Source organism: Pseudomonas sp. K8 (assembly GCF_014889455.1).
Taxonomy (GTDB): Bacteria; Pseudomonadota; Gammaproteobacteria; order Pseudomonadales; family Pseudomonadaceae; genus Aquipseudomonas; species Aquipseudomonas veronii.
Window position 1 is genome coordinate 77,176 of record NZ_VJWO01000005.1, and the last position, 24,675, is coordinate 101,850.

At 61.7% G+C, this 24,675-nt stretch carries 17 protein-coding genes; 7 read left to right on the forward strand and 10 right to left on the reverse strand.

From position 1 onward, the window contains the following. Window positions 1-397 precede the first annotated feature (397 nt). The 8 genes from INT12_RS05495 to glnE all read right to left on the reverse strand — a co-directional run bounded on the left by INT12_RS05495 (window position 398) and on the right by glnE (window position 10,500). On the reverse strand, window positions 398-1,849 hold the full coding sequence (locus INT12_RS05495; RefSeq protein WP_193058779.1) for a lipopolysaccharide kinase InaA family protein: 1,452 nt from the start codon (window positions 1,847-1,849) through the stop codon (window positions 398-400). After that, on the reverse strand, window positions 1,849-2,601 hold the full coding sequence (locus INT12_RS05500; protein ID WP_126585364.1) for a lipopolysaccharide kinase InaA family protein: 753 nt from the start codon (window positions 2,599-2,601) through the stop codon (window positions 1,849-1,851). The genes INT12_RS05495 and INT12_RS05500 overlap by 1 nt, the downstream gene beginning before the upstream one ends. Next, window positions 2,598-3,332, reverse strand: coding sequence for a lipopolysaccharide kinase InaA family protein (locus tag INT12_RS05505; RefSeq protein WP_017849802.1), 735 nt, complete (start codon window positions 3,330-3,332; stop codon window positions 2,598-2,600). Before INT12_RS05505 ends, INT12_RS05500 begins: the two co-directional genes overlap by 4 nt. After that, window positions 3,332-4,138, reverse strand: a complete 807-nt coding sequence (gene rfaP / locus INT12_RS05510; protein ID WP_193039492.1) for a lipopolysaccharide core heptose(I) kinase RfaP — start codon at window positions 4,136-4,138, stop codon at window positions 3,332-3,334. The genes INT12_RS05505 and rfaP overlap by 1 nt, the downstream gene beginning before the upstream one ends. Beyond that, a complete protein-coding gene (locus INT12_RS05515; RefSeq protein WP_046384935.1) occupies window positions 4,135-5,259 on the reverse strand; it encodes a glycosyltransferase family 4 protein in 1,125 nt (374 codons plus the stop codon). The genes rfaP and INT12_RS05515 overlap by 4 nt, the downstream gene beginning before the upstream one ends. Then, complete coding sequence (gene waaC / locus INT12_RS05520; RefSeq protein ID WP_046384936.1) at window positions 5,259-6,320, reverse strand: lipopolysaccharide heptosyltransferase I; 1,062 nt, start codon at window positions 6,318-6,320, stop codon at window positions 5,259-5,261. The genes INT12_RS05515 and waaC overlap by 1 nt, the downstream gene beginning before the upstream one ends. A 1-nt stretch (window position 6,321) precedes the next feature. Beyond that, a complete protein-coding gene (waaF, locus tag INT12_RS05525) occupies window positions 6,322-7,356 on the reverse strand; it encodes a lipopolysaccharide heptosyltransferase II (RefSeq protein WP_046384937.1) in 1,035 nt (344 codons plus the stop codon). Between the two features lie 204 nt (window positions 7,357-7,560). Beyond that, the gene (gene glnE, locus INT12_RS05530) at window positions 7,561-10,500 is read right to left on the reverse strand and encodes a bifunctional [glutamate--ammonia ligase]-adenylyl-L-tyrosine phosphorylase/[glutamate--ammonia-ligase] adenylyltransferase (RefSeq protein WP_193039495.1); all 2,940 of its coding nucleotides are present in this window, start codon (window positions 10,498-10,500) and stop codon (window positions 7,561-7,563) included. Window positions 10,501-10,883: 383 nt separating this feature from the next. On the opposite strand from glnE, the gene aceE reads away from it, so the two are divergent. The 4 genes from aceE to msrA all read left to right on the forward strand — a co-directional run bounded on the left by aceE (window position 10,884) and on the right by msrA (window position 18,903). Continuing rightward, entirely contained in the window at window positions 10,884-13,529 is a 2,646-nt protein-coding gene (gene aceE, locus INT12_RS05535; RefSeq protein WP_017849808.1) for a pyruvate dehydrogenase (acetyl-transferring), homodimeric type, read from the forward strand. An 11-nt stretch (window positions 13,530-13,540) separates the two neighbouring features. Continuing rightward, complete coding sequence (gene aceF / locus INT12_RS05540) at window positions 13,541-15,184, forward strand: dihydrolipoyllysine-residue acetyltransferase (RefSeq protein ID WP_193039496.1); 1,644 nt, start codon at window positions 13,541-13,543, stop codon at window positions 15,182-15,184. Window positions 15,185-15,488: 304 nt separating this feature from the next. Continuing rightward, a complete protein-coding gene (locus tag INT12_RS05545; RefSeq protein WP_046490774.1) occupies window positions 15,489-18,182 on the forward strand; it encodes a putative bifunctional diguanylate cyclase/phosphodiesterase in 2,694 nt (897 codons plus the stop codon). Between the two features lie 73 nt (window positions 18,183-18,255). Then, complete coding sequence (gene msrA, locus INT12_RS05550; RefSeq protein WP_017849811.1) at window positions 18,256-18,903, forward strand: peptide-methionine (S)-S-oxide reductase MsrA; 648 nt, start codon at window positions 18,256-18,258, stop codon at window positions 18,901-18,903. Between the two features lie 129 nt (window positions 18,904-19,032). Here the strand turns inward: msrA and INT12_RS05555 are convergent, their stop codons facing one another. Beyond that, a complete protein-coding gene (locus INT12_RS05555) occupies window positions 19,033-19,869 on the reverse strand; it encodes a 23S rRNA (adenine(2030)-N(6))-methyltransferase RlmJ (protein WP_017849812.1) in 837 nt (278 codons plus the stop codon). A 251-nt stretch (window positions 19,870-20,120) separates the two neighbouring features. On the opposite strand from INT12_RS05555, the gene INT12_RS05560 reads away from it, so the two are divergent. From INT12_RS05560 to INT12_RS05570, 3 genes are all read left to right on the forward strand, one after another. Continuing rightward, complete coding sequence (locus INT12_RS05560) at window positions 20,121-21,398, forward strand: O-acetylhomoserine aminocarboxypropyltransferase/cysteine synthase family protein (protein WP_017849813.1); 1,278 nt, start codon at window positions 20,121-20,123, stop codon at window positions 21,396-21,398. A 299-nt stretch (window positions 21,399-21,697) separates the two neighbouring features. Continuing rightward, window positions 21,698-22,645, forward strand: a complete 948-nt coding sequence (locus tag INT12_RS05565) for a hypothetical protein (protein WP_169884403.1) — start codon at window positions 21,698-21,700, stop codon at window positions 22,643-22,645. After that, complete coding sequence (locus tag INT12_RS05570) at window positions 22,635-23,009, forward strand: hypothetical protein (RefSeq protein ID WP_126585360.1); 375 nt, start codon at window positions 22,635-22,637, stop codon at window positions 23,007-23,009. Before INT12_RS05565 ends, INT12_RS05570 begins: the two co-directional genes overlap by 11 nt. An 83-nt stretch (window positions 23,010-23,092) precedes the next feature. On the opposite strand, the gene putP is transcribed toward INT12_RS05570, so the two are convergent. Next, window positions 23,093-24,577 carry a sodium/proline symporter PutP gene (putP, locus tag INT12_RS05575; RefSeq protein WP_017849816.1) on the reverse strand — a complete coding sequence of 495 codons (1,485 nt, stop codon included), beginning with the start codon at window positions 24,575-24,577 and terminating at the stop codon, window positions 23,093-23,095. Window positions 24,578-24,675: the final 98 nt, after the last annotated feature.

Below are 24,675 nucleotides of genomic sequence, written 5' to 3' on the forward strand. Positions count from 1 at the left end.
AAACCTCCTATAAATAATTGAACAACCTCATCGGTTGCAGAACAAATTTATAGAACGATAAAAGAATGCTCAACCCGCAACATGCGCCACACATGTATCCGTTTAAAACAAGAAGTACAATACAACCAAACAAATACCTTGCCCCAATAAATTGCTCTAGGACAAGTCTGATATAAACCAGCACACTTCGCGCTATCCGCCGAATCCGTTTCAACTTCTAACTTACTTAAAGCCCGCAACCCGTATCAAGACAGCCTCGCAACCGGGCATTGTATAAAATGATACATAATTGCCAGATTCGAGCGGTTCGTGCAGGCCAACTGGCTGCTGGGGGACAGGCCCCTGCAAGCCCGCCCCCACACTTGACCGCGTTCTACCTGAAAAACCCGCTCGACCGTCAGCCGGCGCCGCCGACTTCCTTCGGCAAACGCTGATCGATGACCTGATACAGCGCACTGCCTTGCGGCCAATTACGCATGAAGCGTGCGCGGTCCTTGGCAAACGCCGCGGCGCAGCTGGCATCGGAGCGGTGCTGGCGCATCGCATCCAGGTCGATCAAGGCCCAACGGCCTTCGTGCCAGAACAGGTTATGGCCCTTGAAATCGCCATGGCTGATGCGCTCGCGTATCAGCTCGGCGAACAGGTGGTCCAGCGCCAGCAGTTCGTTTTCAGGCGCGTCGCCCTGCTCCACATACGGTGCGAAGCGCTCGATGATGTCCGGCCCCGGCAGGTATTCAGTGACCAGGTAAGCGCGGCTGCGCAGCCAGAAAAAGCGCTTTTCCAGCACGGCCAGCGGCTTGGGTGTGGCAATGCCGAGGAACGCCAGGCGATTGCCTTCGCGCCAGGAATGCCAGGCGCGGCTCGGGCGCCAGAAACGCTTGAGCCAATGGGCGAAGCCCTTGATGTTGTAGCGCTTGATCACCAGCGGCCGGCCGGCCACTTCGACCTTGGCCACGCTGGCCGCACCGCCGGTCTTGTACAAATGCCCCTGGTCGAGCAAGGCATCGGCCTGCTCCAGCACCGGCAGCATCGCGCGCTCCTCCTCGCGACGGATCGCCCGCAAGCCAAACGCGCCGCGCACCACGCTGAACAGCGTGCATTCGCGGCCGACCTTGTCGAGGAAGTCCTTCAGGCGCCAGGCGCTGACCTTGCGCACCTGCTTCTCCAGGGCTTCGAGCGGTAACGCATGCTCGCCGTTGCTCAGCAGGTAATACACCAGCAACTCTTCGGTAAACGGCGCGAGGTTTTTCGGCAACTGGGCGAAAAACACCCCGAGGTTTTCCAGCACCCGGTTGCGCGACAGCGGCTGGCCCGCCTGTTCCACGCAGATCCCGGCACCATCGATCAGGTACAGCTTGCCGCCCTGGCGCAGCAGGTTATCCAGGTGCAGGTCTTCCTGCCACAGGCCCTTGGCATGCATGCGGGCGATCGCGTCCAGCGCTTCGGCGAGCACAGCGGTCTGCTCATCGGCCAACGGCGGCAGGCCTTCGACCGCTTGCCAGGCATCGGCCAGGCTTTCGGCGCCGTCGATAAACTCAAACAGCAGCCAGCCGCCCTCGCCTTCCTGCAAACCGTCGGCCAGCAGCAGCGGCGTGGTCAGGCCTTGCTCGGCCAGCAGGCGCACGCCGTTGAGCTCACGCTGAAAATGCCGCGCCGCCTTGCTGCCCACCAACAACTTGGCCAACACCGCGCGACCGCGCCAGACACCGGCGCCCACATAGCGCTGGCCCGGCAACACGCGCAACAGGCTGAGCAATTGCAATTGACCAGGGCCTGCGGCGTCCGCCAGTTCGATGGTCAGCGGCAGGCTTGGGCTGCGCCCGGCCTGTTTCAGCGCGGATAAACGCATCAACGGTGCTCCTTGTGGCTGCGGCGAGCGGTCAGGCGCTGCTGCCAGGTGGCGACCAGCGGGCTGTCTTCAGGTTGTTCCAGATACGCCGCCAGCAGGTGACGCGTTTGCGCATCCGACCACTGCGGCGCACGGCGCAACAGCGGCTCCAGGTCCTTGACCCGGTCACGCCAGCCAAACAGCAACGGGCGGGTTTTCTCCAGGTCGATCAACTGCGCGGAATAACCGTCGCCGGTGGCCTGCAGGAAAATATGCTTGGGGTAAAAACACCCGTGGACCTGTCCCACGCCGTGCAGACGGCGCGCCAATTGGCCGCAGGCCAACAGGATCGCACGGTGCTGGGGGTCGCTCAGTTGCGGCCACTGTTCGAGCAACGAGTCCAGGTCATTCCAGCCGTCCAGGGCACGGGTCAACAGCATCGCGCGGTGCTCGCCAGCGACTTTGCGCTCACCGTAGAACGCCGCCTGCAAGGCCGGGATACCCAACGCGCGATAACGGCTGATGTTACGAAACTCGCGGGAAAAACTCGGTTCGCCAAACGGTCGGTGCAAGCTGCGCGTGAGGTAGTTGCTCTGGCGCTTGAGGTAGTAACCGTGGCCGTCGAGCTCCAGGCGGAACACGCTGCTCCAGCCGCCATGGCTGGTGTTCGGCTCGTCCACCGCGTCCAGTTGCTTGGCCCACAGGGCATCGAAACTGGCCAGACCGTTGCGCTCCAGCAGAGCGCGGTCTTCGGCCGCCAGGAAATCACTCATTCACGTCCCTCGAAAAACTTCACCACATGGCGAATTCGCTGTTTGTCCGACGCACTCAGGTGCGCGCGCTGGCGGTATTGCAGGTAGAAGCGCAGGCGCTGGGTGGCCGACAGGTGATACTTGGCCACCTTGTCCAGGCAGGCCAGGTCTTTGGTGATGCGGTATTTGAGCCAGAACCCGCGCCAGAAATCGCCGTTGGGGCAATCGATCAGGTACAGGGTGTGCTGGTCGTCGATCAGCAGGTTGCGCCACTTCAAGTCGTTATGGGTGAAGTGATGATCGTGCATGGTACGCGTGTATTCGGCGAGCTGGCGGCTGACCGCATCGACCCATTTGGGGTCTTTGAGGCGCACGTCGTTGCGCTCGGCCAGCACCGACAAGTCTTCGGTCTTGGGCAACTCACGGGTGATCAGCGCGCCGCGGGCGTAGGCCAGGCCATTGCGCTCCAGGCCCCAGGCGACCACGTCGGCGGTGGGAATGCCCCACTTGGCGAAACGCTTGAGGTTCTGCCACTCGGACTTCACCCGCGGCTTGCCCAGGTAGCGGCGCAGGCCCTTGCCGGCACCGACGTAGCGCTTGACGTAATAATTGACCCCGCCGCGCGCCACCCGGATCACTTCCGACAGCGGGTCGCGGGTCAGCCGCTCGCCTTGCAGGGCGAACACCGCTTCAAGGCTTCCAAAATCATCCGCGAGGCCGGCGTAAGCGGGTTCCAGGTTCCAACCCGCCATCAGAGCGCATCCCCGTAACGTTGTTTGCGCGCGTAGAGCTTGGCCGCCTTGTGCTCCAGCCACTGCAGCAGCGCGGCCTCTTCGGCGAGAATCCGGCGCAACGGCTGTTGGAAGTAGCCCTTGAGAAAACGCAGCTTGTCGCGCCGGGTCAGGCCGATATCCAGCGCCGAAAAATACAGCGCCGCCAGGTCCTTGTTGCGCCAGCGCAGCGGGATCTTCGAGCGGACCTGCGCACGGTGCAGGTCGATCACCGACAATTTAAAATCATCGGCCACCAGCGGCTTGTCCGTGTGCAGCAGGAAATGGCAGATATAGCAGTCGCGATGGTTGACCCCGGCACGGTGCATCATGCCGGTCATGCGCGCCACTTCGGCGATCAGCGCATGCTTGATGATTGGCGATGGCGGTTGCTTGAGCCAGTCCATGCTCAGGTCTTCGAGGCTGACGGTGGGCGCCAGCTCTTCGGTGACGATAAACGAATGCTGGTCGGCCGGGTTGCTGCCCTTTTCGCCATAAGCCACGGCGGTCATGGTCGGCACGCCGACTTGCTGCAAGCGCTGGATCGCCCGCCATTCCTGGCCGGCGCCCAATACCGGCAACTTCGCGGTGATCAGGTTCTTGAGGATTTCGGCCCAGCCGATACCACGGTGAATCTTCACGAAATAACCGCGGCCCTCGACCTCTGTACGCAAGGTACGACGGGCATCGAGTTCGCGGTACACCAGGCCGTCCAGCTTCTCGACTTCGGCGAACGCATCGCGTCCGGCCCAAAGGGTCTTGAACGGTTCGGCAAGCATCAACTTCATCGGTTCGGCTCCGCCAGGATCAGGTCCGCAGCGTACTGCGGCATGCTATAGAGGTCGGCCGTCTCGGCGAAGGCCAGACCATTGCGACTCATGGTCGCGCGCGCTTGTGGATCGTCGAGCATATCGACCAGGTATTGATTGAGTTGCGCCTGTTCGAACGGCTCGTCCAACACCCGGCCATTACCGGCCTTGTCGATGTAGAAGGCATAACCGCAGACCTTGCTCACCAGCACCGGCAGGCCGGCGACAACCGCCTCGATCAGCACCATGCCGGCCGCTTCGTTGTAGGCCGGGTGGATCAACAGGTCGGCCCCCAGCAGAAAGCGCGGAATATCGCTGCGCCCCTTGAAGAAATGCACTTGCTCGCCCAGGCCCAGTGCGGCGCTCTGTAATTGGAATACTTTGGGGTCGTCCTGGCCGATTACAAACAGCCGGGTACGTTTCTTCAGCGCCGACGGCAATGCGGCCACGGCCTTGAGGCTGCGGTCGACGCCCTTGGTCTTGAAGCCGGAACCGATCTGCACCAACAGCAAATCGTCCTCGGCCAGGCCGAACTCATCGCGAAACTGTGCACGGATCTGCGCGGCATTCGGCGGCGCGCGCCGGTCACGGGCGATGCCCGGCGGCAGCAAATGAAAGCGCTGCGCCTGGGTGCCGTAGTAACGCGTGAACAATTCCTGCTGATGGGCCGAGAGCACCATGATCTGGGTCTTGGCGCTCTGTTCGAAAACGGCGCGCTCGTACTCGGCAAAGTGTTTGTAGCGGCCGAACCAGCGGTACATCGGGTTGCGCAGGGTTTGCGCCTTGTCTTCAAACACGCCATCGGCGGCGAAGTACAGGTCCAGCCCGGGCATTTTATTGAACCCGACCACACGATCCACCGGGCGCTTGGCCAGGTCGGCCTGAATCCAGGCGTAGAGTTTTTCGTTGCGGCGATGGTTGAACAGCGCCTTGACCGGCGCCACCAGCACTTCGAAGCCGGGCGGCACATCACCCTCCCAGATCAGGGTGTAGACACGGATCTGATGACCGCGCTGCTGGCACTCCAGGGCGATACGCATGAAGTCGCGCTGCAAGCCACCGAACGGGAAATACTTGTACAGAACAAACGCCAGTTGCATCAGTGCATCTCCTCGGCCAGTAACAACGTGCTCAGCCGGCTCGCCACACGCTCAGGGTTCAGCCGCGTGAAGCACAGGGGCGATTCGCGCTTGATGTCGAACCGACGCAGATCGTCGGCCGTGGGTTGATAGGTACACTGTTTCAGCAGGCAGGGCGCACACGGGAAGTCGCTGGCCAGGTGAATCTGGCTCTTGCCGTAGGCGCCGGTCAGGCCGGGGTTGGTGGGGCCGAACAGCGAAATGGTCGGCACGTCCAGGGCTGCAGCCAGGTGCCCGAGGCCGGTGTCCACCGCAACGCAGGCGCGGGCGCCGGCGAGCACGCGGGCGACCCCGGCCAGGTTCAGTTTGGGCAGCACCTCGGCGTTGTCCAGGCCCTGGGCCAGGCGTTCGGCGCGGGCCTTTTCGGCGGCATTGCCCCATGGCAACTTCACGTCCACGCCCAGGCGGCCCATGCGCTCGGCCAGCTCGCGCCAGTAGGCTTCGGGCCAGTGCTTGGTGTCCCAGGTGGTGCCGTGCAGCAACAACACAAACGGCTTTTTCGGCGGCAGGCCGAGCAGCTTGTCGACGCTCAGGCCGTAGTCGCCCAGGGCCTTGGGCAAGTCATAACCGAGGGCCACGGCGAACAGCTGGCGCAGGCGCTCCACCGCGTGCTGCCCGCGGGCCACGGCCAGGCGCCGCGAATAAAAGCGCGCCGCGATCGGTTCACGCGCCGAGTTTTTGTCAAACCCGGCCACCGGGGCGCGCACGTAGCGGGTCAGCCAGGCGCTTTTGAGCAGGCCCTGGGCGTCGATCACCAGGTCGTATTTGGTTGACTGGATACGCTGCTTGAAGCGCCGCCATTCGCCACTTTTGAAGGTTTGCCAGAGGTTCTTGCGCCAGCGGCGAATCGCCACCGGGATCACCTTGTCCACCGCCGGGTGCCAGGTGGGGATCTCGGCAAAGCCTTCTTCCACCACCCAGTCGAATCGAATGCCCGGGATCGCCCGCGCCGCATCGGTCAGTGCCGGCAACGCATGGATCACGTCGCCCAGGGATGAGGTCTTGATTACCAGTACCCGCAACTCAGTGAACCTCGACCACAGTGCCCTGCAACCGCTGCAAGGCTTCGTTGACCGGTTGCGGCAATAACTGGCGCAGGCAGTTGTAGTGGCCGAAACGGCAGGTGCGGTCAAAACACGGGCTGCATTCCAGGCCCAGGCGCACCACTTCGACCTTGTCGGCCAACGGCGGGGTAAACCCTGGGGAGGTCGAGCCGTACACCGCGACCAGCGGGCGGTTCAGCGCCGCCGCGACGTGCATCAGCCCGGAGTCGTTGGACACCACCGCATCCGCGCAGGACAGCAAGTCGATGGCCTCGGCCAGCGAGGTGTCGCCACTGAGGTTCACCGCTTCTTCGCGCAGGCCGGGGATCAGGCGCTGGCGGATGTCTTCACCCACCGCATGGTCGTTCTTCGAACCGAACAGCCACACCTGCCAGCCTTCGCGGATCTTCGTCTCCGCGACTTTGGCGTAATGCTCCGACGGCCAGCGCTTGGACTCGCCAAACTCGGCACCGGGGCACAGCGCGAGTACCGGACGGTCGAGGGCCAGGTCGAACTTGGCCAGGGCCGCGTCGCGGGTGATCGGGTCGATCTGCAGGCTCGGGCGCGGATACGGCGTCGGCAACTCGGCACCCGGCGCGTAGGCCAGGGCCATGAAGCGTTCGATCATCAGCGGGTAGCGCGCCTTGTCGAGCTTGCGCACGTCGTTGAGCAGACCGTAGCGAAACTCGCCACGCCAGCCGGTGCGCTTGGGAATGCCGGCGAAAAACGGCACCAGCGCCGATTTCATCGAGTTGGGCAGCAAGATCGCCTGGTCGTACTGCCCGGCCAGGGATTTGCCGATGCGACGGCGGGTCGCCAGTTCGAGGGCGCCATGGCCGAGCGGGAAGCTCAAGGCCTGGCGCACTTGCGGCATGCGCTCAAGGATCGGCCGGCTCCACTCAGGGGCGAGCACGTCGATTTGGCAGTCGGGATGACGTTGTTTGAGGCACTGGAACAGTGTCTGCGCCATCACCATGTCACCGACCCAGCTGGGCCCAACGATCAGAATATTCATGTAGTTTCCACAAACGATGCGGGGAGGCTTACGCCTCCCCGCCTCGATGATTACTGTAGATCGCACTTTGTGTGGCAGCGGGCTCGCTCGCGATAGCATCACCGCGGTCCGCTAGACAGACCGCAGCGCCTGCATCACGAGCAAGCCTGCTCCCACATGAAGCCGGTTTCCACATTAGATTGGCGTCGCTCATTTAATCGAGTGTCAGCTTAACCCCAGCGCCTGCCAGATTCGCATCACCTGGCGCCGTTCGTCGGCGAACTGATCCCCGGCCACCGTACCGGCTTCGTTCTGCAAAGCCTGGCGGTGCGCCGCGGAACGGTAGGCCTTATATACCTCGCGCAGTAAATGGGCATCGGCGGCGGGCATCAGCCCGACCTGCTCCAGGCCCTCCAGAATGCGGATATTGTCGGTGTAGCGCAGCAACGATGGATGTTGCGCAGACCATGCCAAAGCGGCGTATTGCACCATAAATTCAATATCGACGATACCTCCGGCGTCCTGCTTGAGGTCGAACGCCACCGTCGGTTCGAAGGCATTCGCGCCGGTACCGGCCGCCGTGGCCCGGGTCCCGAGGTTATCGCGCATCTTGGCGCGCATCTCGCTGACCTCCTGGCGCAGCTTCGTCAAGTCGCGTTCACGGCCCAACACCTTGGCCCGCACCTGTTCGAAGGCGCGGCCCACGTCCTGGCTGCCCACCAACACCCGCGCGCGGATCAGCGCCTGATGTTCCCAGGTCCAGGCTTCGTTTTCCTGATAGCGCGCAAAGGCGCCGAGGGAACTCACCAGCAAACCGGATGCGCCCGACGGCCGCAGGCGCATGTCCACTTCATACAATTGCCCCGAGTTGGTCTGGGTAGTCAGCAAGTGGATGATCCGCTGGCCCAGGCGCGTGAAGAACTGCGCGCCGTCGATCGGCTTGGCGCCATCGGTTTCGGCCTGCGGGTCGCCGTCATGGATAAACACCAGGTCCAGGTCCGAACCATGCCCCAATTCGATGCCGCCGACTTTCCCATAACCGACAATGATGAATCCAGGATCGCACACGCTGCCATCCAACCGCTGCGGCGCGCCGTGGCGGGCGACGGTCTGGCGCCAGGCCAGGGCCAGCACTTGTTCGAGGATGGCTTCGGCGAGCCAGGTCAGGTAGTCGCTGACTTTCATCAGCGGCAGGCTGCCGGCGATTTCCGAGGCAGCCACCCGCAAGCGGTGAGCCAGCTTGAAGTGCCGCAGCGCTTCCATCTGCTGCTCAAGGTCGTCTTCGGGGATACGCGTGAGCCGTTCGCGCAGTTCGGCGGCGAGTTCCGGCGCCAACGGCGGTTTGAACAAGCGGCCTTCGTTAAGCAATTCGTCGAGCAGCAGCGGGAAGCGGGTGATCTGTTCGGCGATCCACGGGCTGGCGGCGCACAAGGTCAACAGGCGCCGCAGGGCGTCGGGGTTTTCCGTGAGCAACACCAGGTAGGCTGACCGCCGGGCGACGGCTTCCACCAGCGGCAAGACGCGCTCCAGCACCAGGTCCGGGTTGGCGTGCTCGACGGCCTGCGCCAGCAGACGTGGGATAAACGCATCCAGACGCTCGCGACCGAGGCGCTGCATGGCGCGCAATTGCGGGCTGCCGCGCAGGCCGGCCAAGGCTTTGAGCGCTTTGGGCGCGTCAGTGAAGCCACCTTCGGCCAGTTGGCGGCAGGCCGCGTCTTCGTCCTGGGACTCTTCCCACAGTGGCAACCATTCCCCACCGACGACCAATTCGCTTTCTTCGCCGTCTTCTTCATCCGGATCGGCGATCACCTGGCGGAAGTGCCAGTCCACCCGCCCACGCCAGTACATCAGGCGCTCATGGAACGCGGCCCAATCGGCGAAGCCAAGCATAAAGGCAATGCGCGCCTGGTCTTCGGGGCTGTCCGGCAACATCTGGGTCTGGCGGTCGGCAATCGCCTGGATCGCATGCTCGGTGTAACGCAGGAATTCGTAGCCATCGCGCAACTCGGCGATCACCGCCGGCGGCAGGTAGCCCTGGCCTTCCAGGGTGCCCAGCACCTTGAGCAACGGCCGTTGCTGCAGGCTGAGGTCGCGCCCGCCATGGATCAACTGGAACGCCTGGGCGATAAATTCCACTTCGCGGATGCCGCCCGAACCGAGCTTGATGTTGTCGGCCATGCCCTTGCGCCGCACTTCCTGCTGGATCAACTGCTTCATGGTGCGCAGCGCTTCGATGGCGGAGAAGTCCAAATAGCGGCGGTAGACGAACGGTCGCAGCATGTCGAGCAGTTGCGCACCGGCCACCTGATCGCCGGCCACCACGCGCGCCTTGATCATGGCGTAGCGCTCCCAGTCGCGGCCCTGGTCCTGGTAATACTGTTCCAACGCATTGAAGCTGAGCACCAGCGCGCCCGCCGAACCGTAAGGCCGCAGGCGCATGTCGACACGGAAGACAAAACCGTCGACGGTCATCGGGTCGAGGGCCTTGATCAGTTTTTGCCCCAGGCGAATGAAGAACTCCTGGTTATCCAGGGCGCGCTTCACCCCCACCGTCTCGCCGCCTTCGGGGTAGGCGAAGATCAAGTCGATGTCGGATGACAGGTTCAGCTCCACCGCGCCGAGCTTGCCCATGCCGAGGATCACCATCTGCTGCGGCTCACCGCTGCGGCGCCCGGTCGGCGTGCCGAACTGCGCGCAATGGCGCTGGTACAGCCACTGGTAGGCCTGGTCGATGCTGGCGTCGGCCATGTCGGAGAGGTCGCGACAGGTTTGCACCAGATCCGCCTGGCGGGTCAGGTCGCGCCAGATGATGCGGACTTGCTGGCGGGTACGCTGGCGGCGCAGCACGCGGCCCAACTCATCTTCTGTTTCAGCCTGTTGCACGGCACTGGCGATCTGCCCGCACAGCTCGCCCGGCGCAAAACCACGGTCCAACTCGCCCCAGGCGACCAGTTCGAGCAACATCAACGGGTCACGAACACTCTGTTCAATCACGAAATCACTGGCCGCGCACACCCGCGCGAAATCGGCCCAGCGTTGCGGCGTCCATTCAGAAAGGCCATGATCGTCGTCCAGCGCGGCCACTGCGTCACGGAATGACTGTTCGGCCCGAATGGCGAACGGCAAGAGAACGGCCGGCAGCTCGGCCAGCGTTGGAAGGCTCATGGTCTATCCTTGAACGGCGCGTAAAGGGCTTGTTGCGGTGAACGCAGGAGGCAGGCGCGATGAATGACTGTCGAACAAAAGTTAGAAATAGCTGAAAATTCATAAATTTTGGCAGGTAACATTAAATTTCTACCTTTTCTTCTTCGCAAAAGATCAACAATAACGATTATGCTCACCTAACGGACCGAGCAATCCGCTCAGTCTTGTGTAGTTTTACTACTCGTATATACATTCGAAAGGCTGAAATGGCCGACGATTTGTAGTAAAACTACAGGACGCCGGAGCAACCTCCGGCCATCCAAGAATTTATGTCGTCTGCCCACAAGGCCAGTCGCAAACTTCAGGCAACCGATTCTGGTAGCCTTTCCGCCCTGGAGCAAGCCATGCAAGACCTCGATCCCGTCGAAACCCAGGAATGGCTGGACGCCCTGGAATCGGTTCTCGACAAAGAAGGCGAAGACCGTGCTCACTATCTGATGACCCGTATGGGCGAACTCGCGACCCGCAGCGGCTCGCAACTGCCCTACGCCATCACCACGCCATATCGCAATACCATCCCTGTTACCCACGAAGCACGCATGCCTGGCGACCTGTTCATGGAACGCCGCATTCGCTCGCTGGTACGTTGGAACGCCATGGCGATGGTAATGCGTACGAACTTGAAAGATTCTGACCTGGGCGGTCACATCTCCAGCTTCGCTTCCAGCGCAACGCTCTATGACATCGGCTTCAACTACTTCTTCCAGGCCCCGACCGACGAACACGGCGGCGACCTGATCTACTTCCAGGGCCACACCTCGCCAGGCGTCTACGCCCGTGCGTTCATGGAAGGTCGCATCAGCGAAGAACAGATGAACAACTTCCGCCAGGAAGTCGACGGCCAGGGCCTGTCGTCCTACCCGCACCCTTGGCTGATGCCTGATTTCTGGCAGTTCCCGACCGTTTCCATGGGTCTGGGCCCGATCCAGGCGATCTACCAGGCGCGCTTCATGAAGTACATGGAAGCCCGTGGTTTCATCCCCGAAGGCAAGCAGAAAGTCTGGTGCTTCCTGGGCGACGGCGAGTGCGACGAGCCGGAATCCCTGGGTGCCATCTCCCTGGCCGGCCGCGAGAAGCTGGACAACCTGATCTTCGTCATCAACTGCAACCTGCAGCGCCTCGACGGCCCGGTTCGCGGCAACGGCAAGATCATCCAGGAACTCGAAGGCGTGTTCCGCGGTGCTCAGTGGAACGTGACCAAAGTCATCTGGGGCCGTTTCTGGGACCCACTGCTGGCCAAGGACGTCGACGGTATCCTGCAACGTCGCATGGACGAAGTCATCGACGGCGAGTACCAGAACTACAAGGCCAAAGACGGCGCGTTCGTGCGTGAACACTTCTTCAACACGCCTGAACTCAAGGCGATGGTTGCCGACCTGTCCGACGACGAGATCTGGAAACTCAACCGTGGCGGCCACGACCCGTACAAGGTCTACGCGGCGTACCACGAAGCGGTCAACCACAAAGAACAACCGACCGTCATCCTGGCCAAGACCATCAAGGGTTATGGCACCGGTGCCGGCGAAGCGAAGAACACTGCGCACAACACCAAGAAAGTCGATGTCGGCAGCCTGAAGCTGTTCCGCGACCGCTTCGACATCCCGGTCAAGGACGAAGAGCTGGAAAACCTGCCGTTCTTCAAGCCAGAGCCGAACAGCGCCGAAGCCCGCTACCTGAGCGAGCGTCGTGCCGCACTGGGCGGTTTCGTGCCACAACGCCGTGCCAAGAGCGTCAACATCCCAACACCGGCGCTGGATACCCTCAAGGCCATCCTCGACGGCTCGGGCGACCGTGAAATCTCCACCACCATGGCCTTCGTGCGAATCCTCGCGCAGTTGGTCAAGGACAAGGAAGTCGGTTCGCGCATCGTGCCGATCATCCCGGACGAAGCCCGTACCTTCGGTATGGAAGGCATGTTCCGTCAGTTGGGCATCTACTCCTCCGTCGGCCAGCTCTACGAGCCAGTCGATAAAGACCAGGTGATGTTCTACAAGGAAGACAAGAAGGGCCAGATCCTCGAAGAAGGCATCAACGAAGCGGGCGCCATGAGTTCCTTCATCGCGGCCGGTACGTCGTACTCCTGCCACAACCAGCCGATGCTGCCGTTCTACATCTTCTACTCGATGTTCGGCTTCCAGCGTATCGGCGACCTGGCCTGGGCAGCAGGCGACAGCCGTACCCGTGGCTTCCTGATCGGCGGCACCGCCGGCCGCACCACGCTGAACGGCGAAGGCCTGCAACACGAAGACGGTCACAGCCACATCCTGGCGGCCACCATTCCGAACTGCCGCACCTTTGATCCAACCTACGGCTATGAGCTGGCGGTGATCATCCAGGACGGCATGAAGAAGATGACCCAGGAGCAGCAGGACGTTTTCTACTACATCACCGTGATGAACGAGTCCTACCAGCAACCTGCCATGCCGGCCGGTGTCGAGGAAGGCATCATCAAGGGCATGTACCTGCTCGAAGAAGACACCAAGGAAGCAGCGCATCACGTGCAACTGATGGGCTCCGGCACCATCCTGCGCGAAGTGCGTGAAGCGGCGAAGATCCTGCGTGACGAATTCAACGTCGGCGCCGACGTGTGGAGCGTGACCAGCTTCAACGAACTGCGTCGCGACGGCCTGGCCGTAGAACGCAACAACCGCCTGCACCCAGGTCAGAAGCCTGAAGTGAGCTACGTCGAAGAATGCCTGACTGGCCGTAAAGGTCCGGTGATCGCATCCACCGACTACATGAAACTGTTTGCTGAACAAATTCGCCAGTGGGTCCCGTCCAAGGAATTCAAAGTCCTGGGCACCGACGGTTTCGGCCGCAGTGACAGCCGCAAGAAGCTGCGTCACTTCTTCGAAGTCGACCGTCACTTCGTGGTGTTGGCAGCCCTGGAAGCCTTGGCTGACCGCGGTGAGATCGAACCCAAGGTGGTGGCTGACGCCATCGTCAAGTTCGGGATCAACCCGGAAAAACGCAACCCACTGGACTGCTGAGGAGACTTTTTGTGAGCGAACTCATTCGCGTACCTGACATCGGCAGCGGTGAAGGTGAAGTAATCGAGCTGTTTGTGAAGGTCGGCGACACCGTCGAAGCCGACCAGAGCATCCTGACCCTGGAATCGGACAAGGCGAGCATGGAAATCCCTGCTCCCAAGGCCGGCGTGGTCAAGAGCCTGAAAGTGAAGCTGGGCGATCGCCTGAAAGAAGGCGACGAACTGCTGGAGCTGGAAATCGAGGGCGCCGCCGCTGCGGCCCCTGCTCCAGCTGCCGCGGCTGCACCGGCGCCGGCTGAAAAGCCTGCTGCCGCTGCCGAGGCCCCTGCGGCCCCGGCTGCCGCACCGGCCGCAGCCACCATCCAGGACATTCATGTCCCGGACATCGGCTCGTCGGGCAAGGCCAAGATCATCGAACTGCTGGTCAAGGTCGGCGACACCGTCGAAGCCGACCAGTCGCTGATCACCCTGGAGTCCGACAAGGCCTCCATGGAAATCCCTTCGCCGGCTGCCGGCGTGGTGGAAAGCATCGCGGTCAAGCTGGAAGACGAAGTCGGCACTGGCGACTTCATCCTCAAGCTGAAAGTCCAAGGCGCTGCGTCGGCTGCTGCCCCGGCACCGGCCGCTGCGCCGGCTGCCAAGGCTGAAGCCGCACCGGCCGCCGCGGCTCCAGCTCCAGCGCCTGCCGCAAAAGCCGAGGCCGCACCGGCCCCGGCGGCGGCACCGGCACGAAGCGGTGCCAAGGTTCACGCCGGCCCTGCCGTGCGCCAACTGGCCCGCGAGTTCGGCGTCGAGCTGAACGCCGTCACGGCCACCGGCCCGCACGGTCGCGTGCTCAAGGAAGACGTGCAGGTTTACGTCAAATCCATGATGCAGAAAGCCAAGGAAGCCCCGGCTGCCGGCAATGCTACCGGTGGTGCGGGCATTCCGCCGATCCCGGTCGTGGACTTCAGCCGCTTCGGTGAAACCGAAGAAGTGCAGATGACCCGCCTGATGCAAATCGGCGCGTCGAGCCTGCACCGCAGCTGGCTGAACATCCCGCACGTGACCCAGTTCGACCAGGCCGACATCACCGACCTGGAAGCTTTCCGCGTTGCGCAGAAAGCCGTGGCCGAGAAGGCCGGCGTGAAACTGACCGTGCTGCCACTGTTGCTCAAGGCCTGCGCGCACCTGCTCAAGGAGCTGCCGGACTTCAACAGTTCGCTGGCGCCAAGCGGCAAGGCGATCATTCGCAAGAAGTACGTTCACATCGGCTTTGCCGTCGACACCCCGGATGGCCTGCTGGTACCGGTCATCAAGAACGTCGACCAGAAGAGCCTGCTGCAACTGGCTGCCGAAGCCGCTGCGCTGGCTGCCAAGGCCCGCGACAAGAAGCTCACTGCGGACGACATGCAGGGCGCATGCTTCACCATCTCCAGCCTCGGCCACATTGGCGGCACTGGCTTCACGCCAATCGTCAATGCGCCGGAAGTGGCGATCCTGGGCGTTTCCAAGGCGACCATCCAGCCGGTATGGGACGGTAAAGCCTTCCAGCCGAAGCTGATGTTGCCACTGTCGCTGTCCTACGATCACCGCGTGATCAACGGCGCCGCGGCGGCACGTTTCACCCAGCGCCTGAGCCAACTGCTGAACGACATCCGCACCATCTTGCTGTAAGCCGCGACGGGCCTCCCTTGCACGAGGGAGGCCCGATTGCATCGATTTCCGAGCGCCACGCTCGTACCTCAACCCCGCCACTTGGCGGGGCTTTTTTTGCGCGTTTCTTGGACAGTAAAAACAGGGTTGTACACCTCCTATCACCCCGATTGCAGAAATCGACCGCGCAGCCGATATAACCCTTATAGCACTTAGCCTTCATCCTCTCTTGTCAGCCTGGGCTGCATGATGCAACCTTGCTGCAGGCAACAGTAAAGAGGGCGTGAGCCCGGCGCCGAGTGCATTTTTTCAAGTGAGCTTCCCCATGAAAAGCCAACCCGATGTCGCCCGGACGGCGGCCGAGGTAGTGACGCAATTACCGGTGCCTTCGCGCCTCGGTATGCTGCGTTTCGAGCGGCTGAATGAGGCAAGCTGGGCCCTGCTCTACCTCGACCCCAATTGCGAGCGCCAATTCGGCCTGCCGGCGGTTGAACTGTGCGCGCTGATCGGCTCGCCCTACGCCAGCCTGATGGAGCCACAGGCGCGCTATCAACTGCACGATGCCATCCAGCAGCAACTGGCCGAGAGCCCTCATTACCTGGTGCGCTACACCCTGCACACCAACGACGGCCCTCTAAGCCTGCTGGAACTGGGCGAAGCCTACAAACAACACAATCGCCACCTGCTGCGGGGCTACCTGATGGTGGTCGACGGCCTGTTCAGCGAGATCCCGTCGACGGCGCCGACAGCAGACCTGGAAAACCAGAACAGCCGCCTGCAGATCGCCCTGGAACTCAACCAGCGCGCGCAACAGGAACAGTTGCTGCACCTGGAACGGGTACGCGCCCAGCAAGAGCTGATCCTGCTGCTCGCACGCCAGCGCTACACCACGAATAATTCGCTGCAGGAAGCCGCCGAGCTGATCACCCGCAGCGCCTGCGATATCTACCAGATCGATTGCGCCAGCATCTGGAACCTCGAAGGCCAGCGCCTGGTACCGATCTCGGCGTACCAGCGCGCCGATCAGCGCCACCACTTGCCCGAGCCGATTGATGCCAGTGGCTTTCCGGACTACCTCGAAGCCCTGCAGACCAGCCGGGCGATCGATGCTACCAACGTCATGCGCGACCCACGCACCCGCGAAATGGCCGAATCGCTGCAGGCCAACGACGTGCATGCGATGCTCGACGCGAGTATCCGTGTCGATGGCCAGGTCGTTGGCGTGTTGTGCCTGGAACAAAACGGCTGCACGCGCGCCTGGCAGTCCGACGAGATCGCCTTTGCCGGCGAGCTGGCGGATCAGTTCGCGCAAGTGATCAACAATCACAACCGTCGTACCGCCACCAGCGCCCTGCACCTGTTTCAGCGCGCGGTGGAACAAAGCGCCAACGCCTTCCTGCTGGTCAATTGCGATGGCGTGGTGGAGTACGTCAACCCCAGTTTTACCGCGATCACCCAGTACAGTACCGAAGAGGTCCACGGCCATCGCCTGGCGCAATTGCCCGCGCTGGAAAACCTCAGCGAATTGCTGTTCGACGCGCCGTCGAGTCTGGCCAAGAGCAACAGCTGGCAGGGCGAGTTCAAGAGCCGACGCAAGAACCTGGAACCCTATTGGGGCCAGCTGTCGATCTCCAAGGTCTATGGCGACAATCGCGAGCTGACCCACTATATCGGCATCTACGAAGACATCACCCAGACCAAGCTGGCCCAACAGCGCATTGAGCGCCTGGCCTACACCGACAACCTGACCAACCTGGGCAACCGTCCGGCGTTTATCCGCAACCTCGACGAACGCTTTGCCCGCGACAGCGACAGCCCGATCTGCCTGTTGCTGGTGGACATCGACAACTTCAAGCGGATCAACGACAGCCTCGGCCACCAGACCGGCGACAAGCTGCTGATCAGCCTGGCCCGGCGCCTGCGCAACAGCCTCAGCGCCGGCGGCAGCCTGGCGCGCTTTGCCAGTAACGAATTTGCGGTATTGCTCGACGACACCGACCTGGAGAGCGGCCAGCTCGTTGCCAGCCAACTGTTGGCGACCCTCGACAAGCCGATGTTCGTCGACAACCAATTGATCAGCGTCACCGGCTCCGTGGGCCTGGCCTGCGCGCCGCTGCATGGCCGCGACCCGCAAACCCTGATGCGCAACGCCGGCTTGGCCCTGCACAAGGCCAAAGCCAACGGCAAACACCAGGTACAAGTGTTTACCGAAGCGTTGAACGCCGAGGCCAGCTACAAACTGTTCGTGGAAAACAACCTGCGCCGCGCCCTGACCCAGAACGAGCTGGACGTGTTCTACCAGCCCAAGCTGTGCCTGCGCAGTGGCCGCTTGCTGGGCATGGAGGCGCTGCTGCGCTGGAACCACCCGGAAAAGGGCATGATCCGCCCCGACCAGTTCATCAGCGTGGCCGAAGAAACCGGCCTGATCATCCCCATCGGCAAATGGATCGCCCGCCAGGCCTGCCGCATGAGCAAGCAACTGAGCGCCGCCGGCCTGGGCAACCTGCAGGTGGCGATCAACCTGTCGCCCAAACAGTTCTCCGACCCGGACCTGGTGGCCTCGATTGCCTCGATCCTCAAGGAAGAAGAACTGCCGGCCAACCTGCTCGAACTTGAGTTGACCGAAGGCCTGCTGCTGGAGGCCACCGAGGACACCCGTCTGCAACTGGACCAGTTGAAAAGCCTGGGCCTGACCCTGGCCATGGACGACTTCGGCACCGGTTACTCGTCGCTGAGCTACTTGAAAAAATTCCCGATCGACATCATCAAGATCGATCGCAGCTTTATCCACGAAATCCCGGACAACCAGGACGACATGGAAATCACCTCCGCCGTGATCGCCATGGCCCACAACCTCAAGCTCAAGGTCGTGGCCGAAGGCATCGAGACCGCCGAGCAGTTGGCGTTCCTGCGTCGGCACCGTTGCGACGTCGGCCAGGGCTATCTGTTCGACCGGCCCATCCCCGGTTCAGAGCTGCTCGAGAAGCTTAAACGCTACCCTCGCGGGCCAATCGCCTGACAGCGCTGTAACACTCGGGCACACTGGCTGTCTGATTCTTTACTGTTAACTCAACCTGACGAGAGGACTGCTCATGGTCTTGCGCTCGGAAATTCTGGTGAACAAAAACGTGCTTCCTACTGCAGAACAAGCTTTGCCTGGCCGCGAAACCCCGATGACGCTGCCGGAGACGCACTTCGTCAACGGCAACCCGCTGCTCGGCCCGTTCCTCGACGACGTCGGCTTCGCGATCTTCGGCCTGGGCTGCTTCTGGGGCGCAGAACGCAAATTCTGGCAGCGCGATGGCGTGGTCAGCACCGTGGTCGGTTATGCCGGCGGCTACACGCCGAACCCGACCTACGAAGAAGTCTGCTCGGGCCTGACCGGCCATAGCGAAGTGGTGCTGGTGGTGTATGACCAGGCCAAGGTGAAATACGAAGACTTGCTGAAGATGTTCTGGGAACTGCACAACCCGACCCAGGGCATGCGCCAGGGCAACGACATCGGCAGCCAGTACCGTTCAGTGATCTACGCCACCACGCCGGAGCAATTGGCGGCGGCGCAGGCCAGTGCGCAGGCGTATCAGCAAGAGCTGACCAAGGCTGGCCTGGGCCCCATCACCACGGAAATCGACGAGGCCCCGACGGTGTACTTCGCCGAGGCGTATCACCAGCAGTACCTGGCGAAGAATCCGCAGGGCTATTGCGGGATCGGCGGTACAGGCGTGACCTGCCCGATCTAAAAAAATGTGGGAGGGGCGGTGCGACGGTTCGACTTGCCCCCGATAGCAATGTATCAGGTACAGATGTATGGACTGACACACCGTTATCGGGGGCAAGCCCCCTCCCACATGGGCCTGCGCCAGACTCGGTTACTCAGCAATCAGCCAATCCATCTGCCACCCGCCCTGGGTCTGGCCCAGTTGCTTGGACAGCCACGGCAGCAGCTCACGCAATTCCTCCTCCAAGCCCCACGGCGGGTTGGCAATCGCCAGGCCCGAGCCGGTCAGGGTGTTGGGCGTGTCCAACGGATGCACCAGCAATTCGACGCGCAGCAGCTTCGGCGCACCGGTGCCGGCCAGGTCCTGGTAGAAACGGCGCAACATGCGCTGGTCCTTCACCGGGTACCAGATCGCCGCGACCGTCTGGCGCATGCGGCCGACCGCCTCTTTGAGCGACGCCGCGCAGCGCTGCATTTCGTCAAGCTGTTCAAACGGCGGGTCGATCAGCATCAGCGCACGCTTTTCCGGCACCGGCAGCAACGCGCGTGGCACATGCCAGCCTTCGCCCAGGTGAACCTTGACCCGACGATCGCCCTTCATGTTGTCCTTGAGCAGCACGCCGTCTTCCGGGTGCTTTTCATTGAGCAGCACGCGGTCCTGGGGGCGGGTCAGGCGGCGTGCCAGTTCCGGCGAACCGGGGTAGTAGCGCAACTGGCCATCCGGGTTCATCTCGTGCAGCACGCGCATGTAGTCGGCGGTCAATGGCGGCAGATCGCTCTTGCCCCACAGACGGGCGATGCCTTCCAGGTATTCACCGGTGCGGTTGGCCTGATCGCCCTGCAGGTCGTACAGACCGATACCGGCATGGGTATCGAGGTAGGCGAACGGCTGCTCCTTGCGCGACATCAAGGCGATGAGGCGGGTCAAGGTCAGGTGTTTGAAGACATCGGCGTGGTTGCCGGCGTGAAAGGCGTGACGATAATTCATGGTTGCTCCTGCGCAGGGGGCGAAGTTTACCTGCTACACGGGCAAAGGTGCAGGGCCGCATGCCGGGCGGTGCTTATGCCGCATAGACAGGCGTCCTTGTGAAAACAATCTAATCCTTACAGCATGTGCGGGCTTGCCCGCGACACAAGCGACGCGGTATTACCTGCACACCGCGATGATGCCATCGCAGCCAAGCCGCCTCCCACCCTGCCCGGGGGCGCCCTTAAAAACCAAGGAGGTCAACAATAACCATGAAAGACGCCACCATCGCCCTGCACCACGGCTTCAAGTCCGACCCGACCACCAAAGCCGTCGCGGTGCCGATCTACCAGAACGTCGCCTTCGAATTCGATAACGCCCAGCACGGTGCCGACCTGTTCAACCTGGACGTACCCGGCAATATCTACACGCGGATCATGAACCCGACCAACGATGTGCTGGAGCAACGCATGGCCGCGCTCGAAGGCGGTATCGCCGCGCTGGCCGTGTCCGCCGGCAGCGCAGCGATCCACTATGCGATCCAGACCCTGACCCGCGCCGGTGACAACATCGTCACCACGCCGCAGCTCTATGGCGGCACCTACACCCTGTTCGCCCACCTGCTGCCGAGCTTTGGCGTCGATGTGCGCTTCGCCCGCGACGATTCCGCCGCCGCCATCGCCGAACTGATCGACGACAACACCAAACTGGTCTACTGCGAGAGCATCGGCAACCCGGCGGGCAACATCATCGACCTGCAAGCCCTCGCCGACGTGGCCCACGCCCGTGGCGTACCGCTGATGGTGGACAACACCGTGGCCACGCCGATCCTGTGCAAACCGATCCAGTTCGGTGCCGATATCGTGGTGCATTCGGTGACCAAATACGTCGGCGGCCATGGCAACTCCCTGGGCGGCGTGATTGTCGACAGCGGCACGTTCCCATGGGCGAAATACGCGGAAAAATTCCCCGGCCTCAACCAGCCCGAACCGGCTTACCACGGCGTGGTCTACACCGAAAAATTCGGCCCCGCCGCCTTCATCGCACGCGCCCGCACCGTACCGCTGCGCAACACCGGCGCAGCGCTGGCGCCGATGAACGCCTTCCTGCTGCTGCAAGGCCTGGAAACCCTGGCCCTGCGCATGGAACGCCACACCGAGAATGCTTTGAAGGTCGCGCAGTTCCTGCAAGATCACGCCGAAGTCGAATGGGTCAGCTACGCCGGGCTGCCCGATCATCCGCACCACGCGCTGGCGCAGAAATACATGCAGGGCAAACCGTCGGCGATCCTGTCGTTTGGTCTGAAGGGCGGTTACGAAGCCGGTGTACGCTTCTACGACGCCCTGCAAATCTTCAAACGCCTGGTGAACATCGGCGACGCCAAATCCCTGGCCTGCCACCCGGCGTCCACCACCCATCGGCAGATGAACGAGCAGGAACAGGCCAAGGCCGGCGTGAAGCCGGAGATGATTCGCCTGTCGGTGGGGATCGAGGCGATTGAAGATTTGATCGAAGATCTGCAACAGGCGCTGGCTGCAACGCACGCCTGAGGCCAGATAAGCGACCCGCGCGCCATGGCTAACATCTGCATGGCGCGTGAAGCAGGCGACCTTGTGCCGCAAGGTCGTCGGCGTAAAGGCAGTGAAAATTCACGCCTCTGTCGGAAACCTGGCGCAACTCAGTAGCCCTTTTCCCAAAAGCAAAAAACCACCGAAAAATCCCCCGCCAAAACCACGACACCGCTCGAACCGCTCTTTAAATTGCGCAGCCATGCTCATTCAAAAAGGACTGTTTCCATGGCAAGCAATGACCGCCCTTCGAACCGATCACCATGGTTGGGGAGTCGCTAATGCCTCAGCCCTATGCCTTCATCAATGACCGCCAACAAACCTCGGTGGAGCTCAAGGCAAGTTTGCGCTTGAACCCATACGCCGAAGCCAAGTTCGACACCCTCAATACCCACATCCGCAATGTTGTCGTACTGCCGGGACAGTTAGTGATCATCGGTGACGAAACCACTGCGATCTGCACCCCGCAAGAGTCACACTTGATGCGAGCCGCCTGGGATATTCGGCATAGCGTGATGGCCGAAGGCGGGGATGCTTTTGCACTGCACAACTATGACTTGCTGAAAAAGTTGCTGGGCTACGCTTCGCTGGGGATAGGCACGGCGGGTGATGCCTGGAGTCGACACTTGCAAAACATTGCAAAGACCCTCGAAGAAATTGATGCACTGCACAAACAATTCCTGCGCCGGGGTGGCGGTGCTGCGCGAGATGAGTTCCTCGCTCGACGCCAAACCCTGTTTGCCAAACTGGACGCGCAAATGCGTAGTTTTGCGCGTTATGGCACAGGGCTACGCAATGAAGGTTCGATCAAAAAAATGCTGGGAATCTCGACCAAGAGCTATTTGCACAGCGGAGAGATAAAGAGGTACAGCGAAACGATTGCGCGAGTTTCGAAGACAGCAAAACTGCTGAAAAAGGGCACGCCGCTGGGCATTGCGTTGAGTACGACTGCAACGGCGTTGGAGATCAAGGAGGCGTGTTCTACCGGAAGGGAAGAACAATGCAGAAGAGCAAAATATGTGGAGCTTGGGAAACTGACGTTAGGTGTGTCAGGCGGCGTGGTGGGCGGCGCTGCCGGATCACTCCTATGCTTTGCCATATTGGCCCCCACCACTGGTCCGGTATCCTTAGCTTGCATGCTATTCGCCGGGGGAGCCGGAGGTGCGGCCGGTGGGTACTTAGGTGGGGAAGGCGGCGAGAAGGTAGGAGAGCTTTTGTATGAGTATTGATGACTTCTTGAATCTCCCTGCTACTTCCTTGATTGCCATCAGCTCTGCATCCGCAGTCATCATCACCACCATCATCGGGCTCTTCTTGTGTTACCGAAAACTTGAACCCATGGAAGCGCTCTTGAACAAGTGCCGCCTAGTCGCCTTCCACAGCAGCTACTGGGGAAACTCACCGCGCGAAAGGATGATGAGGCTTTGCGCAGTGTATGTGGCCGTCGCACTACCCAGGCTAAATGCAAGACGGGGAGTCATTGACCTCCCGCAGGTACAAGCCTTTCCGCGCAGCACAAAGCTCATGCTTCATGGCACGGCGCTTATTGGAGCAGCCGGATTGATAGGTCTGATCGTCATTTACTTTGACTGACCAGTTGAGGAAAAAAACGGCCCGCTATCCAAAAGATAGCGAGCCGTTTTCTTCAACACATCGGGCGCATAACGCCCGAGGCTTTATTTGTTGAGGTTGTAGTCTTTCTCCGCAGCATCAAAGCGCTCAACCATACCCGCAGTCGGCGCGCCCAGCTTGCTGACGATGTAGATCGCCAGGCTGGCGAAGATGAAGCCTGGGATGATTTCGTACAGACCCAGCAATTCGAAATGCTTCCACACGATCACGGTGATCGCGCCGACCAGAATGCCAGCCAGTGCGCCGTTGCGGGTCATCTGCTTCCAGATCACCGAGATCAGTACCACAGGGCCGAACGCGGCGCCGAAACCGGCCCAGGCGTAGCTCACCAGGCCCAACACGCGGTTATTCGGGTTGGCGGCCATAGCGATGGCGATCAACGCCACCAGCAGCACCATGACACGACCGACCCACACCAGCTCAACCTGGGAAGCGTTCTTGCGCAGGAAGGTCTTGTAGAAGTCCTCGGTCAGGGCGCTGGAGCACACCAGCAATTGGCAGCTCAAGGTGCTCATGACCGCCGCCAGAATCGCCGACAGCAGAACGCCAGCAATCCATGGGTTGAACAGCAGCTTGGCCAGCTCGATAAACACGCGCTCGTGGTTCTCGGTCACGGGGCCGGCCACTTCCGGGTGCGCCGAGAAGTAGGCGATGCCGAAGAAGCCCACGGCCACGGTGCCGCCCAGGCACAGGATCATCCAGGTCATGGAGATGCGACGCGCCTTGGCGATCGACTTCACCGAATCCGCCGCCATGAAGCGCGCGAGGATGTGCGGCTGGCCGAAGTAACCCAGGCCCCAGCCCATCAGCGAGATGATGCCGATGAAGCTGGTGTTTTTCAGCATGTTGAAGTTGTCGGGGTTCTTCGCTTCGATCGCCAGGAACGTGGTATCGATACCGCCGGTGGCCAGCAACACGATGATTGGCGTCAGGATCAGCGCGAAGATCATCAGGGTGGCTTGTACGGTGTCGGTCCAGCTCACGGCCAGGAAACCACCGACAAAGGTGTAGGCAATCGTCGCCGCCGCGCCGGCCCACAGCGCAGTCTCGTAGGACATGCCGAAGGTGCTTTCGAACAGGCGGGCACCGGCCACGATGCCGGAAGCGCAATAGATGGTGAAGAACACCAGGATCACTACTGCGGAGATGATCCGCAGCAGGCCGCTTTTATCTTCGAAACGGCTGGAAAAGTAATCCGGCAGCGTCAGGGCGTCACCGTTGTGCTCGGTCTGCACGCGCAGGCGACCGGCCACGAACAGCCAGTTGAGGTACGCACCGACGATCAGGCCGACGGCGATCCAGCTTTCCGACAGGCCGGACATGTAGATCGCGCCCGGCAGGCCCATCAACAACCAGCCGCTCATGTCAGAAGCACCGGCTGACAAGGCAGTCACCACGCTACCGAGGCTGCGACCGCCCAGGATGTAATCGGAAAGGTTGTTGGTGGAGCGATAGGCCATGAAGCCGATCAGCACCATTGCTGCGATGTAGATCACGAACGTGATCAGGGTTGGATTACTAACGCTCATAGAAGTGACGCCCTGGCTTTGTTTTTATGTAGCGGCGGTCTGTCAGACGGCCACCCACTGATCCAGTGAGTAAACGTAGCTGCATCACGCGCATTTAT